Genomic DNA, 19,632 nt, shown 5'->3' on the forward strand with positions numbered 1-19,632 from the left:
TCAGCGTTCTTCGCGCGCAAGCTGCGCTCCTACGCAGGTGGGTTTTGCTGTGTGCGCTGGCGATCAGGCCGCTTGCAGGGCGCGCAGGTCGAGGCGGCCGTCCAGCAGCGGCGGGCACCAGTAGTAGCCGCCGGTGATTGGCCGGCTCATGCGGTACAGGCCGTCGACTATGCCGTCTTCCAGGCCGCTCATGCGCCGCAGCTGGACTTCGAAAGCCTGAAGGCTATGGCCGAAGGCGAGGAACATCAGGCCGCCCTTGTCGCCTTCGATCCATGGCATCGAACGGCGCACCATAAAGGCTTCGGGGGTGAAGCTCTCTTGGGCGGTGCGCTTGACGTGGGCCGAGTCCGGCGCGTCGTCGAGTTCTTCGTTGTCGCTCAGGCGGCGACCGATGATGTTGTCGCGCTCTTGCTGATGCATCGCGGCAAAGCCCTTGAAATCGTGCTGCCACTGCTGGATCGCGGCAAAACTGCCCCCGCGCAGGCCCTCGCTGCCTTCGGCCAGGGCCGCGGCGAGCGCGGCTTCATCGTGGGGGTTTTCGGTGCCGTCCTCGTAACCGGTCAGGTCGTGGCCGGTCTTGTGGCGGAAGGCTTCGTTCATCTGCACCAGGCGCAGCGCCGGCGCCAGCGCGGCCTCCAGGTCATTGCTGCGGTGCAGCAGTTCGCCACGGTCTTCGCCATGCAGCCAGACCCACAGCGCATGCTGGGTCGAAGGGTTGTCGACGCCCACGCCGGTCAGCGCCGGGAAGGCCTTGAGCCCTTGCACACGGGCGCCCAGCGCCTTGACCAGCGATGCGCCAAAACCCGCTACCGCCGTTTTCCCGTCCACCAGCGTCAGCAGGCGATCGATCGCCGCCGGCAGCGCCTCGATGGATTCGAGGGCAAAAAACAGGTGGCGAGCCTGGCTCGGAACGGGGGTGGCAACAATGCCCGGCTGGTAGTAACTCATCGACGACTCCTTGAACAAAGCGCGAAGTTTACCCGGCGCACCACAATTTGTGGGGGTTTAGACACGCAGGACGTGACATGCGCCGCGAACGAAGGCCAGGTCAGGCGCAATCGCAATCAACGGCAAGCCGGCAGTGAATCAAAACAGACGCGGAACATCCGGTGTCGCGCCCGCCCCTAGACGAGCACCCGATCGAACTCGCGCCGCGCCTGCTGCCGCACAGCGCCTAGGCCTGCCCGCCCTCCTCCCGATAAGCGCTGGGGCTCAGCCCCGTCCAGCGCTTGAACGCCCGGCGAAAACTGCGCACGTCGCTGTAGCCGACCGCCTCGGTGATGCGCTCGATGGTCAGCTGCGGGTTGGCCAGCAGGCTCAGGGTGCGCGCCCGGCGCACCTGCTCCAGCAGCGTCTCGAAGGTCAGGTCGTGCTCGCTCAGGCGTCGGCGCAGGGTGCGCCCACTCATGTTCAGGTCGCTGGCGATCTGGTCGATGTGGCTGCCCTGGGTCAGGTCGCGGGAGATGGCGCGCTCCACGGCCTGGATCAGGTCCATCTTGCGGTGCACCTGGGCGCTTTCCAGTTCCAGCAGCTTGAGCGCCTGGCGCAAGGCCACGGCGTGGTGATTGGGCAGGCGCGTGTCCAGCCAGTGGCCGGCGATGACCATGCGGTTATGCAGGCAACCAAAGTGCACATCCGGGCCCAGCAGACGCAGGTATTCGTCCTGGTAAACCGGGGCGGCGTGCATGAACTCAACCCGCAGCGCCTTGAAGTCGGCACCGACCAGGGCGCGACCGTAGACCGGCAGGCTGGCGAAGAATTCTTCGACGGCGAAGATCTGCACGTTGCCGTAGGGCAACCGGCATTCGGCCTCGATGAAAAACTCATCGCCCTGCTGCTCGACCGTGCAACTGACGATGCCGCCCGAGGTGTGCTGATGGCGGATGCCGATATCGAAGGCATCGCGCAGGGTCTTGCACAGCGACAGCACATGGCCCAGCAGGCCCAGGGTGCCGAGCACGTTCTGGTGCCCGACCTTCAGGCCCAGGCCCTGCTGCGGCAACGCCTTGAGCGCGCGCTGGATCATCGCCACGGCCTGGCGATAGGAGATGCGTTGCGCGGGGTCCTGCAGGTCTTCGAGGTTAAAGCCCAGGCCGCGGCACAGGGCGTGCGGGTCGACGCCGTGGCTGCTCGCGACTTCGGCCAGGGTCTGCAACAGGAAGGGCGACACCAGGGCCAGTTGGTACTGTGGATCGACGGCTTTCATCTGCATGGGCATCGGGTCCCGAGCCGGTTCGGCTGCAATTCTTATTCTGGTTATGCGCCCCGTTCCCCTTCTCCCGGAGACGAGGCGAGCGCTGGCTGAGCATAGCGTTTTCCGCTCGCGCCCATCGAAGGATGTAACAAGTCATTGCAGGCTGGCCGCGAAAGTCCCCCTCGATGGCCGCCAATACCCTGCCTGGCCAGGCGCCGAAGGCTTATTCCTATGGTGCGGCCGGACACCGGCCGACTGTTCGCCCACTGACAATAATAATGAGCCCGAACATGCACCCGACCCGCACGCATCTTTCCCGGCGTCTCGCCGCCAGCCTGGCCTGCCTCGCCGCCCTGCCCGCGCTGGCACCGGCCACCGAATCCGGGGTCGACAACATCGGCGCCGGCACCGACGGTTTTTTCATCCTGCCGCTGGACGTCAACGCCCTGCCGGACCACATGTTCGCCTTCAACCTGTATTACAACCACTACGAAGCGCGGAAACTGAATATCAGCTCCCTGGGCGGCAAGGTGCCGGATGTGCGGATCGTCTCGGACGCGATCATTCCGCGCCTCGACTACCTGAGCCCGCTGCGGCTGTTCGGCGGTCGTCTGGGCGGCTACGTGGCACAACCCTATCTGCGCCAGCAGGTGCAGGCCTTCGGCCTGGAGGACCAGCGCGAGAGCATGGGCGACACCACCCTTGCGCCGATCATCCTGTGGGATCTGGGCAAGAACCTGACCCTGGGCGCCGCCGTGGAAATCACCATTCCCACCGGCAAGTACGACGCGACGCGCCTGGCCAACACCAGCAACAATTTCTACACCTACAAGCCGCTGGTTTCGGTGACCTGGCTGCCGACCCCGCGCACCGAGTTGTCGCTGAAGACCACCTACAGTTTCAACGAGGAAAACCACGCCACCGACTACAAGTCCGGGCAGATTTTCCACTTCGACTACTCCGCCAGCTACAAGGTGACCGACAACCTGAGCCTGGGGCTCAACGGCTATTACCTGAAGCAGACCAGCGACGACAAACAGTACGGCCGCACCGTGCAGTTCCTTGGCGAAGACGTGGACGACGGCGTGCGCGGCCAGGTGTTCGCCATCGGCCCGGCGCTGTACCTGACCTTCCTCAAATACGCCAGCGCCGAGATCCGCTGGGCCAAGGAGTTCGACGTGGAAAACCGACCCGAAGGCGAGATGCTGTGGGCCAAGCTGACCATTCCGTTCACCTTGTGACAGCGGCGCCGCAACCCTGTCGATAGCCCCGTCCCACCGCCACACCCCGTAGGAGCGAGGCTTGCCCGCGAAGGCCGCGACGCGAAATACCTGCCCCACCGCGTTATCGTTCTTCGCGCGCAAGCTGCGCTCCTACCAAAGCCCACCACGCCCGTAGGAGCGAGGCTTGCCCGCGAAGGCCACACCGCGAAATACCTGCCCCACCGCGTCATCGTTCTTCGCGCGCAAGCTGCGCTCCTACGAAAGCCCACCACGCCCCGTAGGAGCGAGGCTTGCCCGCAAAGGCCGCGCCGCGCAATGCCTGGTACACCGCGTTATCGTTCTTCGCGCGCAAGCTGCGCTCCTACGAAAGCCCACCACGCCCCGTAGGAGCGAGGCTTGCCCGCAAAGGCCGCGCCGCGCAATGCCTGGTACACCGCGTTATCGTTCTTCGCGCGCAAGCTGCGCTCCTACGAAAGCCCACCACGCCCCGTAGGAGCGAGGCTTGCCCGCGAAGGCCGCGACGCGCAATGCCTGCCCCACCGCGTTATCGTTTTTCGCGCGCAAGCTGCGCTCCTACGAAAGCCCACCACACCCCGCGAAGGCCGGCCGTGGATCAGCCGGCGGCCTGGAACTTCTTGCGGTAAGCCGCCGGCAGCAGGCCGACCCGCTGCTGGAACAACCGGCGAAACGAGTTGCTGTCTTCGTAGCCGACTTTGTAGGTGATGCTGTCCAGGCTCATGCGCGTGGATTCCAGCAGCTCCTTGGCCTTCTCCAGGCGCAGGGTCTGCAGATAGGCCAGGGGCGTGTAGCCCGTGGCGTCCTTGAAGCGCCGCTTGAAATTCCTCACCCCGAAGCCAAAACGCCGGGCCGTGTCGTCGATCAGCAGCGGCTGGTCGAAATGCTCCTCCAGCCAGTCCTGCACCCGCAGGATGTCGCCATCGCCATGGTTCTTGGGCAGCGACCACATGACATACACCGACTGCTCGCTGCGCACATTGTCGATCAGCAGGTACTTGCCGCACTTCTGCGCCAGCTCCAATGACGCGAAGCGCCGCACCAGGTGCAGCAGCAAGTCCATCGCCGCGCTCGCGCCGCCGCTGGTGATCAGGCCCTGGTCCTCGCAGAGCAGTTGCCCCGCGTCCAGCTCGACCCCGGCATAACGCCGCCGGAACAGCTCGGCAAACGCCCAGTGGGTGGTGGCGCGAGCGCCGTCCAGCAGGCCGGTTTCGGCCAGCATGAAGGCCGCCGTGCACATCGACGCCAGCACCGCTCCACGGGCGTGTTGCTGCCGCAGCCAGGGGCCATGCCCGGCAAATGCCGGCAAGGCTTCCTTCAGAGTGAAAAGAAACCCGGGGATCAGCACCAGGTCGGTCTCGGCGATCTCGGCCACCGGGCATTGCACCCGCAGCGTCTGCCCGCCCCAGGCGGCGACATCGGCGCCGTCCAGCGAGGCGACCACCACCTCGAACGGCGCGCTGGCGCTGTCGGCGAACAAATTGGCGGCGCTCAGCACTTCCAGGGCCAGGGTGGCGCTGGCGGCGGAACAGTGATCGACCAGGAGCAAGGTGACGTGCATAAAGAATCCCGTTGCGTTTTTCGCATGAAAAATGTCATTTGCGCACCTACCTTAGCCGATTCTTCTCCCCTAGAGTGCAGCCATCTTTTTTGCTCATCGGGGTACTCATGAATCTCTGGTTTCGCATGCTGCTCATGCTGCTTCGTCGCCCATGGCGCAAGCCGGTCGACGGCCTGGCCACTACCGTCGTGCGCATGCGCGTCTGGCCGTTCGACCTCGACCTCAACCGCCACGTCACCAACGGCCGCTATTTCACCCTCGCCGACCTCGGCCGCATGGATTTCGTCCTGCGCAGCGGCGCCTACCGCGTGGCGCTGCGCCATCGGGCGGTGCCGATCGTCGGCGATGTGTGGGGCAAATTCCGCCGGGAGTTGAGGCTGTTCGAAGCCTTCGAGATCCACAGCCGGATTCTCGGCTGGGACGAAAAATGGAGCTTTATGGAGCACCGTTTCGTGCGCCAGGGCCGAGTGGCGGGCGTGGTGGTGATGCGCGGGCTGTTCCGCTCGGCCAAAGGCACCATCGCACCGGGCGAGTTCGTCCACGAACTGGGCGTGGACATCTCCCCCGAATTGCCGCAATGGCTCAAAGACTGGTCGCAAAGCTGCGACGACCTGAGCGTTCAGTTGCGCACCGAGGAAGACCCGGCGCGCTGAGGCGGGCCGCCGCGAAGCTGAAACAACAACGCCATTGCCGACCTGGTCGGCAATGGCGTTGTTGTGACAGCCCGCGCTTGACCGAGCGAGCAAGCGCGACGCCGTGGCGCCGCGCTCGCCCGTCAATCAATGCGGGGCGCGGGGGATGGTCTTGAGCAGGTCTTCGGGGCTGATGTGACCAACCACGCTGCCCGGTTGCGGCATGTTGAGGATATGGCCTTTCATCTTGCCGATGATGTGCATCTCGCACGGCTTGCAGTCGAACTTCAGGGTCAGCACTTCGTCACCGTGAATCAGCTGCATCGGCGCGACCTTGGTGCGCACGCCAGTCACGCCCTTGGCCTGTTTCGGGCACAGGTTGAAGGAGAAACGCAGGCAGTGCTTGGTGATCATCACCGGCACTTCGCCCGCCTCTTCGTGGGCCTCGTAGGCCGCATCGATCAGCTTCACGCCATGGCGATGATAGAAGTCGCGAGCCTTCTGGTTGTACACGTTGGCCAGGAACGACAGGTGCGACTCCGGGTACACCGGCGGCGGGGTGGTTTCGGCCTTGCGGCTGCCGCGTGGGTGAGCGGCGACCCGCGCGGCGGTCAAGGCTTCGATCACTTCGCGGCGCAAGGCCTTGAGCTGCGAGTTGGGGATGAAGAATGCCTGCGGCGCATCGAGCTTGATGTCGATGGCGTGATACTGCGTGGTGCCGAGCTGGCCGAGCAGGTCGCGCAGTTGCTCCAGCGCCTGTTCCGGCTTGTTGGCGACGCCGAACGGGCCGTCCAGGGTCACGCTGGCGCTGATGCCTTCTTCGCTGGTCGCGGTCACTTCCAGTTGCTCTTCGCGCAGGCGCGCGACCCAGCTCAGGGCCACGCGACGCTCGGACGAAGTCTTCTGCAGCGCCTGCTGCCAGTTGTGATCGAGGTTGCGGTTCAACGGGTGGTTCGGCCGCAGCTTGTAAATGCCTTCCGGCATCTCGTTGGGCTCGACGCGATAGCGATAGCGTTTCTCGCCGTCTTCTTCGAACTCGCCCTTGGGCTCGGCGATGTTGGCGCGAAAACCCACCACTTCGCGCTTGACCAGCACGTTGAGGCCGTCACCGTTGGACAGCGGCTCGTGGGTCACCACCTGCAGGTCGCGCTTGGCGACTTTCTCGACCACGCCCACCGGCAGGCCGGTAAAGGTCGGAGAGTCGAAGGCGCCAATGTCGATCTTGCGATCGGTGACGAAATAATCGGTGCTGCCGCGGTGGAAGGTCTTCTCCGGGTCGGGCAGGAAGAAATGCACGGTGCGGCCGCTGGACGCGCGGGCCAGGTCGGGGCGGTCTTCGAGCACGTCATCCAGGCGCTGGCGGTAATAGGCAGTGATGTTCTTCACATAGCCCATGTCCTTGTAGCGCCCTTCGATCTTGAACGAACGCACGCCGGCCTCGACCAGGGCGCGGATGTTGGCGCTCTGGTTGTTGTCTTTCATCGACAGCAGGTGCTTTTCGTAGGCGATCACGCCGCCCTTTTCGTCCTTGAGGGTGTACGGCAGGCGGCAGGCCTGGGAGCAGTCGCCACGGTTGGCGCTGCGGCCGGTCTGGGCGTGGGAGATGTTGCACTGCCCGGAAAAGGCCACGCACAGCGCGCCGTGGATGAAGAATTCGATCGCCGCGTCGGTTTCGTCGGCGATGGCGCGGATTTCCTGCAGGTTCAGCTCGCGGGCCAGGACCAGTTGCGAGAAGCCGGCCTGGTCGAGGAACTTGGCTCGCGCCAGGGTACGGATATCGGTCTGGGTGCTGGCGTGCAGCTCGATCGGCGGAATGTCCAGCTCCATCACGCCCAGGTCCTGGACGATCAGCGCATCGACGCCGGCGTCGTACAACTGGTGGATCAGCTTGCGCGCCGGCTCCAGTTCGTTGTCGTGCAGGATGGTGTTGATGGTGGTGAAGATCCGCGCGTGGTAGCGACGGGCGAACTCCACCAGCTCGGCGATTTCGCTCACTTCGTTGCAGGCGTTGTGGCGCGCGCCGAAGCTTGGGCCGCCGATGTACACGGCGTCGGCGCCATGCAGGATGGCCTCGCGGGCGATGGCCACATCGCGGGCAGGGCTGAGCAATTCCAGGTGATGCTTGGGCAAGGACATATTTTTTTAGTCAGGCTTGTCACGGTCGAGGCGCGCATTGTAGCGGCGAAACGCCCGACCGGCACCCGTGTACTGCCCGGTGGCGGCCACTCGCCGAGCGGCGCCACCGGATAACGCCGCAAACTCAGCCCTTGGCCGCCATCGCGGTGACTTCCACGCGCATGCCTTCGACCGCCAGGGACGCCACGCCAACGGCGGCGCGCACCGGCCAGGGCTTGGCGAAGAAGCGCTGGTAGACCTCGTTGAACGCGGCGCGCTCGGCCATGTCGGTGAGGTAGATGGTCAGGTGCAGGACCCGGTCCATGGAGCTGCCGGCCTTTTCCAGGGCCACCTTGAGCGCCTGCAGGGTGCATTCGCTCTGCGCAGTGATGTCGCCCAGCTCCAGGCTGCCGTCGGCGCGGGTAGGGATCTGGGTGGAGACCAGGATGCCGGCGAAACCGGCAACGTCGGAAGAAATGGAGTCCGCGTCGGGATCGGGAATGAAATCGATATCGTGGTTGGCCATGGGGTTCTCTTGTTGAATAAAAAATGCGCGTAAAAAATGGCCGCCAGCCTCGCCGGGCAGCGGCTTTTGCGCCGCCAGTCTACAGCCCCGGCAGCGGGTCGTGCGGGAATCGGCAGAAAACCCGGCAGCCTGCCCTCCTCGTCCGCTGGACAGCCGGTCACCTTGCTGCCCCCGGGCCCCGGCTATTATCCCTGCCAGGAATACAGGCTCGGCCGGCCCTGAGCCGCGGCAACCAGGCCCTGCTGGCCACCTGGGCATCAACACGGAGGAGCTTGCATGAAGATCGTGATTACCAGCGTGATCGTCGACGACCAGGCCAAGGCCTTGGCCTTCTACCGGGACGTGCTGGGCTTTCAGCTCAAGCACGACATCGCCATGGGCGAGCATCGCTGGCTGACACTGACCTCCCCCGGCGACCCCGACGGCGTCGAATTGCTGCTGGAGCCCAACGCCCACCCGGCCGCCGAGCCGTTCACCTCGGCGCTCAAGCAGGACGGCATTCCCTTCACCTTCTTCGGCGTCGATGACGTGCACGCCGAATACGCGCGGCTGAGCGCCGCCGGTGTGCACTTCACCCGGGCACCGACCGTCGCGGGCCCGGTGACCCTCGCGGTCTTCGACGATACGTGCGGCAACCTGATCCAGATCGTGCAGCAAAATTGAAGGGGCAGCGGGCCCTTTGCCAGCGGCCCGCGTCTACCTAAACCCCCAACGTGCGCTGCTGCATGGAAAGAGCTGCGCCTGTTCCTGGACTAGCTCAGGTAGAAGTCTTTCAAGACTTCCTCGGTCACGCTTTCCCCCGCCAGCACGGAAACGATCTCGCCGACCCGCAGGGCATACACGCGAGTCGCCATCTGGATGGCCTCCACGGTGTTCTGCTCGACCAGCAGGATCGGCGTTTTGCGCGAGCGAATCTCTCGAAGGGTATCGAGTACCACCTCGATCATTTTCGGCGAAAGCCCCATGGTCGGCTCATCCAGAATCAATAGCTCCGGACGGGACATCATCGCCCGGGCAATGGCCAGCATTTGCTGCTCGCCGCCGGACATGGTGCCCGCCTGCTGCTTGCGTCGTTCCTTCAGGATCGGGAACAGCTGGTACATATCCTCGATGTCGTCGGCAATGGCTTTGCGATCATAGCGGGTGTAGCTGCCCAGCTTTATATTTTCCTCGATCGTCAATCCCGGGAATACGTGACGCCCCTCGGGCACATGGGCCAGCCTCATGCGCACTCGCGCATCAGGCGCAAGCGTGGTGATGTCCTTGCCCTGGAAGCTGACCTTGCCGCTCTTGCACGGCAAGAGGCCGGAAATGGCCCGCAGCGTCGTGGTCTTGCCGGCACCGTTGCTGCCAATCAGGCTCACAATTTCATCCTTGTCTATCGACAGGGATATGCCCTTCACCGCTTCGATACCGCCATACGCCACGCAGAGGCCGCTGACCTCAAGAAGCTGGTTCATGCTTTGGCCCTCCCCAGATAGGCAGCCTGGACTTCTGCGTGGCTCAGCACGTCATGGGTGGTCCCGCTGATCAATTTTTTCCCCTGGTAAAGAACGGTCGTGAAATTGGCAAGGCTTCGGATCACGTCCATATCGTGCTCGATCAGCAGGATCGCCACCCCGCTTTCCCGGACCTGGTCGATCAACTCGCTCAGAGCCGCCTTCTCCGACACGTTCATGCCCGCCAGCGGTTCGTCCAGAAGCAGCACCTTGGGCTTGGAGATCAACGCACGGGCGATTTCCACCCGCCGTTGATGGCCATAGGGCAATGAATTGGCTGGCACCGCTTCGACATTCGGCGGCAACCCGACAAACCGGATCAACGCCCTGGCCTCTTCCACTGTGTTGCGCTCGAATTCGACCGCCGACCTTGTCCGGAACAGGGCCGCGAACAACCCGCCGTGGAACCCCGCGTGACGGCCCACCAGGACGGTTTCCAGAACCGTCATCTCGCCGAACAGCCGGATATTCTGGAAGGTCCGCGCCAGGCCGGCCTTGGCGATGGCGTGGGCGGTCCAGTGACCCGAGGTCTTGTCGCCGATGGTGACATTTCCCGCATCGAGCACGGCAAAACCCGATAAGGCGTTGACCGCCGTGCTCTTGCCGGCGCCGTTCGGGCCTATGAGTGCATGAACCGAATGGCTGCGCACTTCGAGGTTCAAATTGCTGACCGCGCTCAGGCCACCAAAGCGCACGGTCAATTCGCTGGCTCGCAGGACGACGCTGGCTGCCGTATCGGCTCGGCTGACGGCTTTTTGCGCGGTCATCGGCTCGACCAGCAGGGGTGTGAAACGCTCATGATTGACTACAGGCATCATCGGGTTACCCCATTACAAGACGCTGGCGCGCCTTGGCGGCTAAACCACTGGGACGAAACAGCATCAATGCGATCAGCATGGCGCCCAGCAGGATGTATCGAGACTCGGGAAAGCTCTCGACAAAGGGAATGTTGAGGGAGGCTTGCAGGAACACGATCCATACCGCGGCGCCGACGAAGGGCCCGATCATGGTTCCCAGACCGCCGAGCACCACCAGCATCAGAATCACGATGTTCTCGAACAGCGTGAAGCTGATGGGGCTGATGTACTGCTGGAAGTGCGCGTAGAACACCCCGACCAGGCCACCGACAAATCCGCTGCACGCATAGGCCAGCAGTTTGTAGCGCGTGCCGTGGATGCCCATCGCCTCCGCCGCGTCGTCATCTTCGCGCAGCGCCACCCAGGCCCTGCCGACGAAGGAACGCACGACCCGGCCGATGCAGAACAGCAGCACGACGCTCAGTGCCAGGGCGAAGAAGTAAAGCGCCCGGGTCGAGCCAATCTCGTAGCCAAACAACATGGGCAACGGAATCCCGCGAATCCCCATCGGGCCATTGGTCACCGGGACCCAGTTGGTGACGACGACGCGCACGATTTCACCGAAACCCAGGGTCATGATCGCCAGGTAGTCGCCCCGCACCCGCAGCGTCGGATAGCCCAGGAATACCCCGAACAGGGCGGCAATCAGCCCGCCAATGATCAGGTTGGCATACAGCACCCACCAGGTGACGGAGATATCCAGGCCATAGACGCCCTGCAGCACGCTGACGAATATGATCGAGGTGTAGTACGCCCCGACGGCCCAGAACGCGACGAACCCCAGGTCCAGCAAGCCCGCGAAGCCGACCACGATGTTCAGCCCGCTGGCGAGCATGCCATAGAGTAGCACCATCACCAGGATGCCCAGCCAGTAGTCGGACTGGATACCAAAGCCGATGCCCACGGCTGCGGCAATGGCGACGAACTTGACCAGGTTGCTCGCCATCAGGCGTGAAGCGAACACACCATCGAGCAGGCGCAATGGCGCGGTGATCCACGAGCCTTTGTCGCTTCTGTCACTGGTCAGGCTTCCACGGGCATGGCTATTCATTTCCTTCCTGCCCAGCAGCCCCTGCGGACGGACCAGCAGGAGCAGCACCAGCAGGACAAAACTCAGGGCATCCTGATAGATCGCGCCGCCGGGGATATAGCCGGAACACAGCGATTCGACCAGGCCGAGCAACAACCCACCGACCGCGGCCCCGGGAATATTGCCGATCCCGCCGAGCACCGCCGCCGTCAACGCCTTCAAGCCAGGTGCGAAGCCCATGGTGGGACTGGCGAACGCGAAGGATTGCGCATAGAGAATGCCGGCAAACGCAGCGAACGCCGAACCGAGCACGAAGGCCAGGCCGATGATCCGGTTGACTGGAATACCCACCAGGTAAGCGGCCGTCGGGTCCTGAGCCGAGGCGCGCATGGCACGTCCCAGCGAGGTGTAGTGGACGAACAGCTGCAGGGCGATCATGGCCACCACCGCGCAAGCCACGACCAGCCATTCAACGCCGGTGACCGTGATTTCGCCGAGCTGGAGCGCCGGCAGATGCGTCAGGGGCGTCTCTGGAAAACTCAGCGAGCTGGGCCCCCAGATGGTCTGGGCCAGACTCTGCAAGAGTACCGAGACCGCAATCGAGGTAATCAGCGAGGCCATGCGCGGGGCATTGCGTAGCGGCCGATAGGCGATGCGGTCGATCAGGGCTCCCAGCGCCGCCACTGCCGCCATCGCGACCAGGGCCGCCAGGAAGAAGTTCAGGTTCGGCATCGCCACCAGATACCCGAACAGTGAAAGCTCGGGCAACATCAATGACAGGGTGATAAAGGCGCCCAGCATGAACAGCTCGCCAAATGCGAAATTCACCATTTTGACTACACCGTAAACCAGCGTGTAAGCCACCGCCGCCAGGGCATAAATGGACCCGAGCATCAGGCCATTTATCAGAAGCTGCTCAAAGTAAAGCATGAGGATCTCCAGCGGCTTTGCAGGGGCGGCAAACCGCCCCCGCACACCGCGATGTCATTACTGGTCGGCGAGAACGAACTTGCCACTTTTCACAGTGAAGTAATGCAGTGAACCCGATCGGTCTCCGCCAGCCTGGAAGGAGATGTCGCCGGTTGCGCCTGGCAGGCGCTCGGTGCTGCTGAGCGCATCGTTCATGGAGGTTCGGTTGAGCTCGCCGCGGGCGCGCGCAGCCTTCGCCGCCGCGCCCAGGGTCAACGCCGTGTCGTAGCCCAAGGCCGCCCAGCCATTGGGCTCTTGCTGGTATTTGGCAACGTATTGCTGGACGAACGCCGCGGTTTGCGGCGACGTCTGCGAGTGGCTATCGAACATGCCATACAGCGTCATGCCCTCGGTGGCGCTGCCGCCCAATTGCACAAGCTGCGACGACAGCGCGCCATCGGTGCCGATCAGGCGGGCGTTGATGCCCAGCGCTTTGGTCTGCTTGGCGATCATCGCCGCCTCGGTGTAGAAGCCGCCGATAAAAATCGCATCGGGTTTGCGCTGCTTGACGCCGGCGAGGATGGTCCGGAAATCCTTGGTCCCCAAGTTATAGCTGTTCTGCCCGGCCAGGGTGCCGCCCGCCGCCACGAAGGCATCGGCGAAAGCCTTGTTGATCCCGATGCCGTAATCGTCTTGCTGGTAGAGGATGTAGACCGACTTGACTCCCATCGTCCGGGCGACGTACTCGCCCATCATTGCGCCCTGGGCCGCGTCGGTCATGATCAGGCGCCGGAAGTACGGGCTGATGCCCGTCAGCTGCGGGCTGGTGATCGCCGAGGCGACGATCGGCATCTGGCACTTTTTCAGGATCGGTGCGGCAGCCAGGGCGACCGAACTGAAGGTGTAGCCGGCGACCGCCAGGGTGTCCTGGTCCTCGCAGAAACGCCCCGCCGCCAACACGCCATCGTTGGGCTGGCCGTGGTCATCGGACACCTTGACCTGGAGGTTCACGTCGTCCTCCAGCCTGACCTTCTCGACACCCAACTCAAAGCCTTTGCGCACATCCAGGCCGTAGGAAGCGAAATCACCGGTCAAGGTGGCGGTAAAACCGACCTGGACAGGTTCCGACGCACGCGAGACAACGGAACATAAGAGCACTGCGCTACATGCCGCAGTTGATACTATTTGTTTGAACATGCTGCACCTCTTTAAATATTGTTATTGTTGAATTCAAGGCGAAACATCCCTGTCGCGACCTCCTTTACAACCAAGGAGATCACGCTGAAACAAGTAACCTATTTAACTGGCGACTCTCGCCAGGTTATTAACTTACTAAAGTTACCAGTGCGGGAATCGTAGCTCTTACATGTTCTCGCACCACCGACTCTACCAACGCCTGATCGCCACTCTTGAGGGCTCGAATAATGCCCGCATGATCATCCCGCGAAGTCATCGGTTTATCCGCATGTTCAAGCCATATGCGCATATAAGGCTCCAGTGAGGAATGCAAGCCTACGAGCTGGGCATTGAGGCGTGGCATGCCGGCCAATCCCGTCAGGTACTCATGGAACTCACGATGTTTAGTGACCCATTCGGAATAATCCGAGTTGCACAGTTCCATCTGGTCGAGCAAATGTTCCAGAGTTGCAATGGATTGCGGCGTCAGCCTGGGCACCGCGAGACCGGCGGCCAGGGCTTCAAGGCTGGCGCGAATTTCGAATACTTCGCGCATTTCCTGGGCATTCAAGCCACGCACGATTGCCCCGCGGTTCGGCCTGATATGCAGCAGTCCTTCGGCGGAAAGCCTGCGGAAAGCTTCGCGCACCGGCATTCGGCTCATGCCGATTTCAGCGGCGATATCCTCGGCGACCAGCCGCTCTCCCGCGCGATAACGGCCCTGCCGGATTCCGCTTTCGATGAAGCGATATGCCTCACCTTCAGCCGAAAGTGCGAGTCCGTTAAATTCGATTTGCTCAGCCATGACACCCTCTGTATATGCTCAGGAAAACTCGACAGTCACCCAAGTTTCGAAACAGTAATCGTCCGCTAGCGACGTGACTCCGATGGTTGCCCTTGGGGCAATTCCTATTGTCTCCCCAAAGGCGTCCACCAGTAAATCGCTCATGGCGCTCGACACCAGATGCGGCTCGGTAAAATCAATGTCGCACGCTACAAAGTTAAGAACCCTGGCAATACCCACTACGCGATCCAGATCACCAATGGCATTCTTGATCGCGGCAATGCAATTAATAGCCGTCAACTTTGCCGCTTCACGCGCCTGCTCGACATCAATGGAACGCCCCACGCGACCGGGATATCTCGCCTCGCCCTGGGCATTCAACCCGGCGGTTTGCCCGGACAGAAACAACAAGTTTCCGCTGATATAGTGAGGCTTCATTTTTCCATATTTGGTGCCGTAGTAATTCTCGCCCACTTCGGCAAGGGGTAATTCAATGCCCATCTCTTTTAAACGTTGCTCAACTTTCATGCCGCCGTGCTCCTGTCTCGTGTTTCAACGACTGCCCTGGACTTCGGCAGTCACTTCGGCCAGCGCCTCTTCGTAACGGTCCAACAGGTCTGCAAGTTGCTCTTGAGTAATGATCAACGGCGGGCATAACGCAATGGCATCACCGATATTGCGCGTGATGACTTTACGGCGGAACAACGCAGCGGACATCATCGCCCCCAGATTCCCGGCGGCCAGGTATGGCGTCTTGTCATCCTTGTTGCCGACGAGCTCGATCGCACCGATCAAGCCCAGGGACCGCACCTCGCCCACCAGCGGGTGCGCAGCCAGCCCGGCCAGGCGCGTGGCCAGGTATTCGCCCAGGGCACAGGCCTTCGCCACCAATTCCCGCTCTTCGATGATCTTGATGTTCTCCAGCGCCACCGCCGCGGCCACTGGATGCCCGCCTGCCGTCAGGCCATGGCCAAAGGTGCCGCGACTGGCACTTTGCGCAGCGACGGCCGAGTAGACCTTTTCGTTGATCAGCAAAGCGGAAATCGGCAGATAGGAAGACGAAAGCTGCTTGGAGAGCACCATCATGTCCGGGGTGATGCCGAAGTGCTCGCTGCCGAACATCTTGCCGGTCCGCCCGAAGCCGCAGATCACCTCATCGGCAACCAGCAGAATGTCGTGCTTTTCAAGGACCGCCTGGATCAAGGTCCAGTAACCGGCCGGCGGCAGTATGACCCCGCCCGCGCCCATCAAGGGTTCAGCGAACATGGCGCCAATGGTCTGCGGCCCCTCGCGCAGAATCAGTGTTTCCAGCTCCTGCGCCAGGCGCCGGGAAAAATCCTCTTCGGACTCACCCGGCCGGCCTTCGCGGTAATAGTGCGGCGCGGTCAGATGGAAGAAACCCGGCAACGGCGCATTGAAACCACCCTGGACATGGGGCAGGCCGGTCAGGCTCGAGGCACCCAGCGTTACACCGTGGTAGGCACGATTGCGCGAGATGATCTTGGTCTTCTGTGGCTGGCCCAAGGCATTGGCGCGGTACCAGACCAGCTTGATCGCCGTGTCGTTGGCCTCGGAGCCGGAGTTGGTGAAGAAGGCCTTGCTCATCGGAACCGGCGCCAGGGCGATCAGCTTTTGCGCCAGCTCAACCAAGGGCTGGTTCGAGCGCTGGGTGAAGGTGTGGTAGAACGGCAGCTTCTTCATCTGCCGCATGGCCGCCTCGACCAAGCGCTGCTCGCTGAAGCCGACCGCCACGCTCCAGAGGCCGGACAGTGCCTCGATGTACTTCTCACCCTGCTCGTCAAAAACGTAGATGCCCTCCCCGCGCTCCATGATCAGCGAGCCTTCCTCGCGGTTCTTCACTGCGTTGCTGAACCCGTGCAAATGATGCTGTGCATCGAGGCGGGAAAGGTTCTGTTCGGTAGATGCGTGCATGTTTTTATTCTCTTGTAAGGGGTGGATCAGTAACCGACAGCCTGGCCGTCGCGACGCGAATCGGAGGCGGCAACGTAGCTGCCGTTTGCGCCGCACTGGATCAACTGGGCGCTGCCAAACTCCATGCTTCCGGGCTCGTGGACCTGCAGGCGGTGACCGCGGTTTTTCAGCGATTCAATGACATGGGCCGGGGTATGCGCCTCCAGGTGAACGACGGGCCCCGCCTCGACGCGAAAACGCGGGGCATCGCTCATGGCCTGCGGGTTCTGACCGAAGCAGGCCAGGCGCGCCACCATTTGCAGGTGACCTTGCGCCTGCATGCTGCCGCCCATCACGCCCATGGCCATGACCGGCTCGCCTCCCCGGCTGATGAAACCCGGGATGATGCTGTGCAAGGGCTTTTTCCCCGGGCTGACCTGGTTCACATGCCCAGGCTCCAGGACAAACCCCATGCCACGGTTGTGCAGGCTGATGCCGGTGCCGGGTACGACGACCCCGGAACCGAAGCCTTTGTAGTTGGACTGGATAAACGAAACCATCATCCCGTCGGCGTCCGCCGCGGCGAGGTAGACCGTGCCGCCCAGCGTTGGAGTACCGGCGACCACCGATGAAGCCTGGGGCTGAATGAGCTGTGCACGCTGGCGCAGATAGTCCTTGTCCAGCAGCGCCTCGGCCGAATGCTTCATGTGCGTGCGATCACCGACGTGCGCATGCAGGTCCGCAAAGGCGAGCTTCATGGCTTCGATCATCACGTGATAGGCGTCAGGGCTGTCGAGGCCCATGGCTTCGATATCGAAGGACTCGAGCATGCCCAGTGCCATGAGCGCGGCGATGCCTTGGCCGCTGGGCGGGATCTCGTGCAGGGTGTAGCCGCGAAAATCCTGGCTGATCGGTTTGACCCACTCCACTTCCATGGCCGCCAGGTCGTCGGCGCGCAGCGCGGCTCCGCACTGCCTGGCGAAAGCCAGGATCCGTTCGGCGAGCTCGCCGCGGTAGAAACTTTCGCCATGGCTTTGCGCGATGCTCCGAAGCGACGCCGCCTGCTCGGGAAAACGCCACCAGTCACCTGCCGCGGGCAACTTGCCGTCTCGGGTGAAGGCCTCGCGAAAACCCGGCTGCTCCATCAGTTCGGGGGCCTGGGCCTGCCACTGCCGGGCAATCTGCGGGCTGACAGCGAACCCCTCCTGCGCATACTCGAGCGCTGGCCCGAACAACTGCGAAAACGGCAACTTGCCAAAACGTCGCGACAGAGCCGCCCAACCCGCTACCTGCCCCGGCACGGTCACGCTGTCCCAACCTTTGGTCGGCATCTGTTGCTGGCCGGCAAAGTGTTCCAGGTCCCAAGCTGCGGGGGCCCGTCCGCAGGCATCGAGACCGTGCAGCTGGCCGTTGTCCCACACCAGGGCGAACAAGTCGCCGCCGATGCCGTTCATGACCGGCTCGACCACGGTCAGGGCGATTGCCGTGGCCAATGCCGCATCCACCGCATTACCGCCGGCCAGCAGCATCCGCACGCCGGCTTGCGCCGCCAGCGGCTGCGAAGTGCTGACGACGTTCTTCGCCAGCAGCGGCATCTTTTGCGATGGGTAGGGAAGATCCCAGTTGAATGTCTTGTGCATTATTTTTCACTCAGCATGGAAAGGGCTTAACTCAGACCTGGATACAAGCGAACTTGGTTTCCAGATATTCATTGATTCCTTCCCGGGCCCCTTCGCGGCCCAGTCCGGATTGTTTGACTCCGCCAAAAGGCGCGACTTCATTGGCGATCAAATGGCTGTTGACGCCGACCATGCCGTACTCCAACTGGCGCAGGACACGGAACACCTGCGCCATGTCCCGGCTGAAGAAGTAGGCAGCCAGGCCGTATTCGGTGGCATTGGCCATGGCGATGGCATCCTCCTCCGAAGAGAAGCGATACAAGGCGGCAACGGGCCCGAAGATCTCCTCACGGGCCATGCGCATCGAGGCATCCACTTCTGCCAGGACCGTCGGCTCAAAGAACGTGCCGCCCAGCGAGTGCCGGCTGCCGCCCAGCAACAGCCGCGCATTCCTGGCCACGGCATCGCCGATCAAGACATCGAGCTTATGCACGGCACGTCCATCGATCAGGGGGCCGACGTGAGTGCCCGGGTCCAGGCCATCGCCTACCTTCAGCGCCTTCACCGCGTCAATCAACCGCTCGAGGAATTCATCGTAAATGGCCGCATGCACCAGGACGCGGTTGGCACTGGTACACATCTGCCCGGCGTTGCGAAATTTGACCGCGACCAGGGATTTCACGGCGGCGTCCAGGTCCGCGTCCTCGAAGACGATAAAGGGTGCGTTGCCGCCCAGTTCCAGCGACAGCTTCTTGATGGACGGGGCACATTGCGCCATCAGCATGCGCCCCACCTGGGTAGAGCCGGTGAAGCTGATCTTTCTTACCTTGTCGCTCGCGCACAGCACGTCGCCAATCTCCTGCGGATCCCCGGTAATCACCGAGAAGACCCCTGCCGGCAAGCCAGCCTCTTGTGCCAGCGCAGCCAAGGCCAATGCCGACAACGGTGTCTGTTCCGCGGGCTTGAGAATCAGGGTGCAGCCCGCCGCCAGCGCGGGGGCGACTTTGCGAGCGATCATCGATGAGGGGAAATTCCACGGCGTGATCGCCGCGCACACGCCCACCGGTTCGCGAAAAACCAGGTAATGCTGATCCTCCGAGGGCGACGGCAGCACCTGCCCCTCGATACGGCGCGCCTCCTCGGCGAACCAGCGCAGGTAGGCCACCGTGGACCCCACTTCACCGCGCGCCTCGGCCAGCGGCTTGCCCTGCTCCGCCGTCAGGATGCGGGCCAGGTCTTCAGTCCGCGCCTCAACCAGGTCGGCCCATTGGAACAACAGCCTGGCCCGCTCCTTGGCGGGCTGCATCTTCCAGCTCTGCTGGGCCAGGGCGGCTCGCTCAATTGCATCCCGGGTCTGCGCAGCGCCCACACGGGGCACCGAGCCAATCGCCTGGCCGGTAGCCGGGTTGGTCACGCTGAAAGAACGCTTGTCTGGCGCCTCGATCCAGTGACCGGCGACGAAACACTGATCCTTGATGAGATCACAGGGTAGAGATTGCATTTTTGGCTACCTGGATAATTGGATACATTAATACATGAATCCATATAAGCACCTTTATCCATGGCCGACAATTTCCAAAA

The 19,632-nt window shown here is 62.8% G+C and carries 17 protein-coding genes; 3 read left to right on the plus strand and 14 right to left on the minus strand.

The window, feature by feature from the left end:
* Window positions 1–63: 63 nt before the first annotated feature.
* Both BLV20_RS24890 and BLV20_RS24895 read right to left on the minus strand, forming a co-directional pair.
* Window positions 64–948, minus strand: a complete 885-nt coding sequence (locus BLV20_RS24890) for a Dyp-type peroxidase (RefSeq protein ID WP_092305071.1) — start codon at window positions 946–948, stop codon at window positions 64–66.
* Window positions 949–1,174: 226 nt separating this feature from the next.
* A complete protein-coding gene (locus BLV20_RS24895) occupies window positions 1,175–2,212 on the minus strand; it encodes an AraC family transcriptional regulator (protein ID WP_092305072.1) in 1,038 nt (345 codons plus the stop codon).
* Window positions 2,213–2,484: 272 nt separating this feature from the next.
* Between BLV20_RS24895 and BLV20_RS24900 the strand changes: the two genes are divergently transcribed.
* Window positions 2,485–3,435, plus strand: coding sequence for a SphA family protein (locus tag BLV20_RS24900; RefSeq protein ID WP_092305073.1), 951 nt, complete (start codon window positions 2,485–2,487; stop codon window positions 3,433–3,435).
* 595 nt (window positions 3,436–4,030) lie between these two features.
* Here BLV20_RS24900 and BLV20_RS24905 read toward each other — a convergent pair.
* Complete coding sequence (locus tag BLV20_RS24905; RefSeq protein WP_092305074.1) at window positions 4,031–4,993, minus strand: GlxA family transcriptional regulator; 963 nt, start codon at window positions 4,991–4,993, stop codon at window positions 4,031–4,033.
* 107 nt (window positions 4,994–5,100) lie between these two features.
* Here BLV20_RS24905 and BLV20_RS24910 point away from each other — a divergent pair, with 107 nt between their 5' ends.
* Entirely contained in the window at window positions 5,101–5,646 is a 546-nt protein-coding gene (locus BLV20_RS24910) for an acyl-CoA thioesterase (RefSeq protein ID WP_092305075.1), read from the plus strand.
* 126 nt (window positions 5,647–5,772) lie between these two features.
* Here the strand turns inward: BLV20_RS24910 and BLV20_RS24915 are convergent, their stop codons facing one another.
* Both BLV20_RS24915 and BLV20_RS24920 read right to left on the minus strand, forming a co-directional pair.
* Entirely contained in the window at window positions 5,773–7,761 is a 1,989-nt protein-coding gene (locus BLV20_RS24915; RefSeq protein ID WP_092305076.1) for a peptidase U32 family protein, read from the minus strand.
* A 124-nt stretch (window positions 7,762–7,885) separates the two neighbouring features.
* Window positions 7,886–8,266: a RidA family protein gene (locus tag BLV20_RS24920; protein WP_009043240.1), complete on the minus strand. Its 381-nt coding sequence runs from the start codon at window positions 8,264–8,266 to the stop codon at window positions 7,886–7,888.
* 276 nt (window positions 8,267–8,542) lie between these two features.
* Between BLV20_RS24920 and BLV20_RS24925 the strand changes: the two genes are divergently transcribed.
* Window positions 8,543–8,929: a VOC family protein gene (locus BLV20_RS24925; RefSeq protein ID WP_092305077.1), complete on the plus strand. Its 387-nt coding sequence runs from the start codon at window positions 8,543–8,545 to the stop codon at window positions 8,927–8,929.
* 89 nt (window positions 8,930–9,018) lie between these two features.
* Here BLV20_RS24925 and BLV20_RS24930 read toward each other — a convergent pair whose 3' ends face one another.
* The 9 genes from BLV20_RS24930 to BLV20_RS24970 form a co-directional block, all read right to left on the minus strand.
* A complete protein-coding gene (locus tag BLV20_RS24930; protein ID WP_092305078.1) occupies window positions 9,019–9,726 on the minus strand; it encodes an ABC transporter ATP-binding protein in 708 nt (235 codons plus the stop codon).
* Window positions 9,723–10,583: an ABC transporter ATP-binding protein gene (locus BLV20_RS24935; protein ID WP_256577870.1), complete on the minus strand. Its 861-nt coding sequence runs from the start codon at window positions 10,581–10,583 to the stop codon at window positions 9,723–9,725. Before BLV20_RS24935 ends, BLV20_RS24930 begins: the two co-directional genes overlap by 4 nt.
* A gap of 4 nt (window positions 10,584–10,587) precedes the next feature.
* The gene (locus tag BLV20_RS24940) at window positions 10,588–12,582 is read right to left on the minus strand and encodes an ABC transporter permease (RefSeq protein ID WP_092305079.1); all 1,995 of its coding nucleotides are present in this window, start codon (window positions 12,580–12,582) and stop codon (window positions 10,588–10,590) included.
* A 57-nt stretch (window positions 12,583–12,639) separates the two neighbouring features.
* Window positions 12,640–13,758: an ABC transporter substrate-binding protein gene (locus BLV20_RS24945; RefSeq protein WP_092305080.1), complete on the minus strand. Its 1,119-nt coding sequence runs from the start codon at window positions 13,756–13,758 to the stop codon at window positions 12,640–12,642.
* A 127-nt stretch (window positions 13,759–13,885) separates the two neighbouring features.
* Window positions 13,886–14,542: a GntR family transcriptional regulator gene (locus BLV20_RS24950; RefSeq protein ID WP_092305081.1), complete on the minus strand. Its 657-nt coding sequence runs from the start codon at window positions 14,540–14,542 to the stop codon at window positions 13,886–13,888.
* 18 nt (window positions 14,543–14,560) lie between these two features.
* A complete protein-coding gene (locus BLV20_RS24955; protein ID WP_092305082.1) occupies window positions 14,561–15,049 on the minus strand; it encodes a RidA family protein in 489 nt (162 codons plus the stop codon).
* 24 nt (window positions 15,050–15,073) lie between these two features.
* Entirely contained in the window at window positions 15,074–16,453 is a 1,380-nt protein-coding gene (locus BLV20_RS24960) for an aspartate aminotransferase family protein (RefSeq protein WP_092305083.1), read from the minus strand.
* 26 nt (window positions 16,454–16,479) lie between these two features.
* Window positions 16,480–18,072 (minus strand): gamma-glutamyltransferase, encoded by a 1,593-nt coding sequence (gene ggt, locus BLV20_RS24965; protein WP_092305084.1) that lies wholly within the window; start codon window positions 18,070–18,072, stop codon window positions 16,480–16,482.
* Window positions 18,073–18,103: 31 nt separating this feature from the next.
* Complete coding sequence (locus BLV20_RS24970; RefSeq protein ID WP_092305085.1) at window positions 18,104–19,552, minus strand: NAD-dependent succinate-semialdehyde dehydrogenase; 1,449 nt, start codon at window positions 19,550–19,552, stop codon at window positions 18,104–18,106.
* Between the last annotated feature and the right edge of the window lie 80 nt (window positions 19,553–19,632).

Origin of the sequence: Pseudomonas sp. NFIX28 (assembly GCF_900107395.1) — a bacterium.
Lineage (GTDB): Bacteria > Pseudomonadota > Gammaproteobacteria > Pseudomonadales > Pseudomonadaceae > Aquipseudomonas.

What these genes read in the sequence shown, in the direction of transcription:
- BLV20_RS24905 (WP_092305074.1), bottom strand. Translation starts at nt 4,993, where the DNA reads ATGCACGTCACCTTGCTCCTGGTCGATCACTGTTCCGCCGCCAGCGCC.
- BLV20_RS24890 (WP_092305071.1), bottom strand. Translation starts at nt 948, where the DNA reads ATGAGTTACTACCAGCCGGGCATTGTTGCCACCCCCGTTCCGAGCCAG.
- BLV20_RS24950 (WP_092305081.1), bottom strand. Translation starts at nt 14,542, where the DNA reads ATGGCTGAGCAAATCGAATTTAACGGACTCGCACTTTCGGCTGAAGGT.
- BLV20_RS24930 (WP_092305078.1), bottom strand. Translation starts at nt 9,726, where the DNA reads ATGAACCAGCTTCTTGAGGTCAGCGGCCTCTGCGTGGCGTATGGCGGT.
- ggt (WP_092305084.1), bottom strand. Translation starts at nt 18,072, where the DNA reads ATGCACAAGACATTCAACTGGGATCTTCCCTACCCATCGCAAAAGATG.
- BLV20_RS24940 (WP_092305079.1), bottom strand. Translation starts at nt 12,582, where the DNA reads ATGCTTTACTTTGAGCAGCTTCTGATAAATGGCCTGATGCTCGGGTCC.
- BLV20_RS24900 (WP_092305073.1), top strand. Translation starts at nt 2,485, where the DNA reads ATGCACCCGACCCGCACGCATCTTTCCCGGCGTCTCGCCGCCAGCCTG.
- BLV20_RS24925 (WP_092305077.1), top strand. Translation starts at nt 8,543, where the DNA reads ATGAAGATCGTGATTACCAGCGTGATCGTCGACGACCAGGCCAAGGCC.
- BLV20_RS24910 (WP_092305075.1), top strand. Translation starts at nt 5,101, where the DNA reads ATGAATCTCTGGTTTCGCATGCTGCTCATGCTGCTTCGTCGCCCATGG.
- BLV20_RS24955 (WP_092305082.1), bottom strand. Translation starts at nt 15,049, where the DNA reads ATGAAAGTTGAGCAACGTTTAAAAGAGATGGGCATTGAATTACCCCTT.
- BLV20_RS24945 (WP_092305080.1), bottom strand. Translation starts at nt 13,758, where the DNA reads ATGTTCAAACAAATAGTATCAACTGCGGCATGTAGCGCAGTGCTCTTA.
- BLV20_RS24920 (WP_009043240.1), bottom strand. Translation starts at nt 8,266, where the DNA reads ATGGCCAACCACGATATCGATTTCATTCCCGATCCCGACGCGGACTCC.
- BLV20_RS24960 (WP_092305083.1), bottom strand. Translation starts at nt 16,453, where the DNA reads ATGCACGCATCTACCGAACAGAACCTTTCCCGCCTCGATGCACAGCAT.
- BLV20_RS24895 (WP_092305072.1), bottom strand. Translation starts at nt 2,212, where the DNA reads ATGCAGATGAAAGCCGTCGATCCACAGTACCAACTGGCCCTGGTGTCG.
- BLV20_RS24970 (WP_092305085.1), bottom strand. Translation starts at nt 19,552, where the DNA reads ATGCAATCTCTACCCTGTGATCTCATCAAGGATCAGTGTTTCGTCGCC.
- BLV20_RS24935 (WP_256577870.1), bottom strand. Translation starts at nt 10,583, where the DNA reads ATGATGCCTGTAGTCAATCATGAGCGTTTCACACCCCTGCTGGTCGAG.
- BLV20_RS24915 (WP_092305076.1), bottom strand. Translation starts at nt 7,761, where the DNA reads ATGTCCTTGCCCAAGCATCACCTGGAATTGCTCAGCCCTGCCCGCGAT.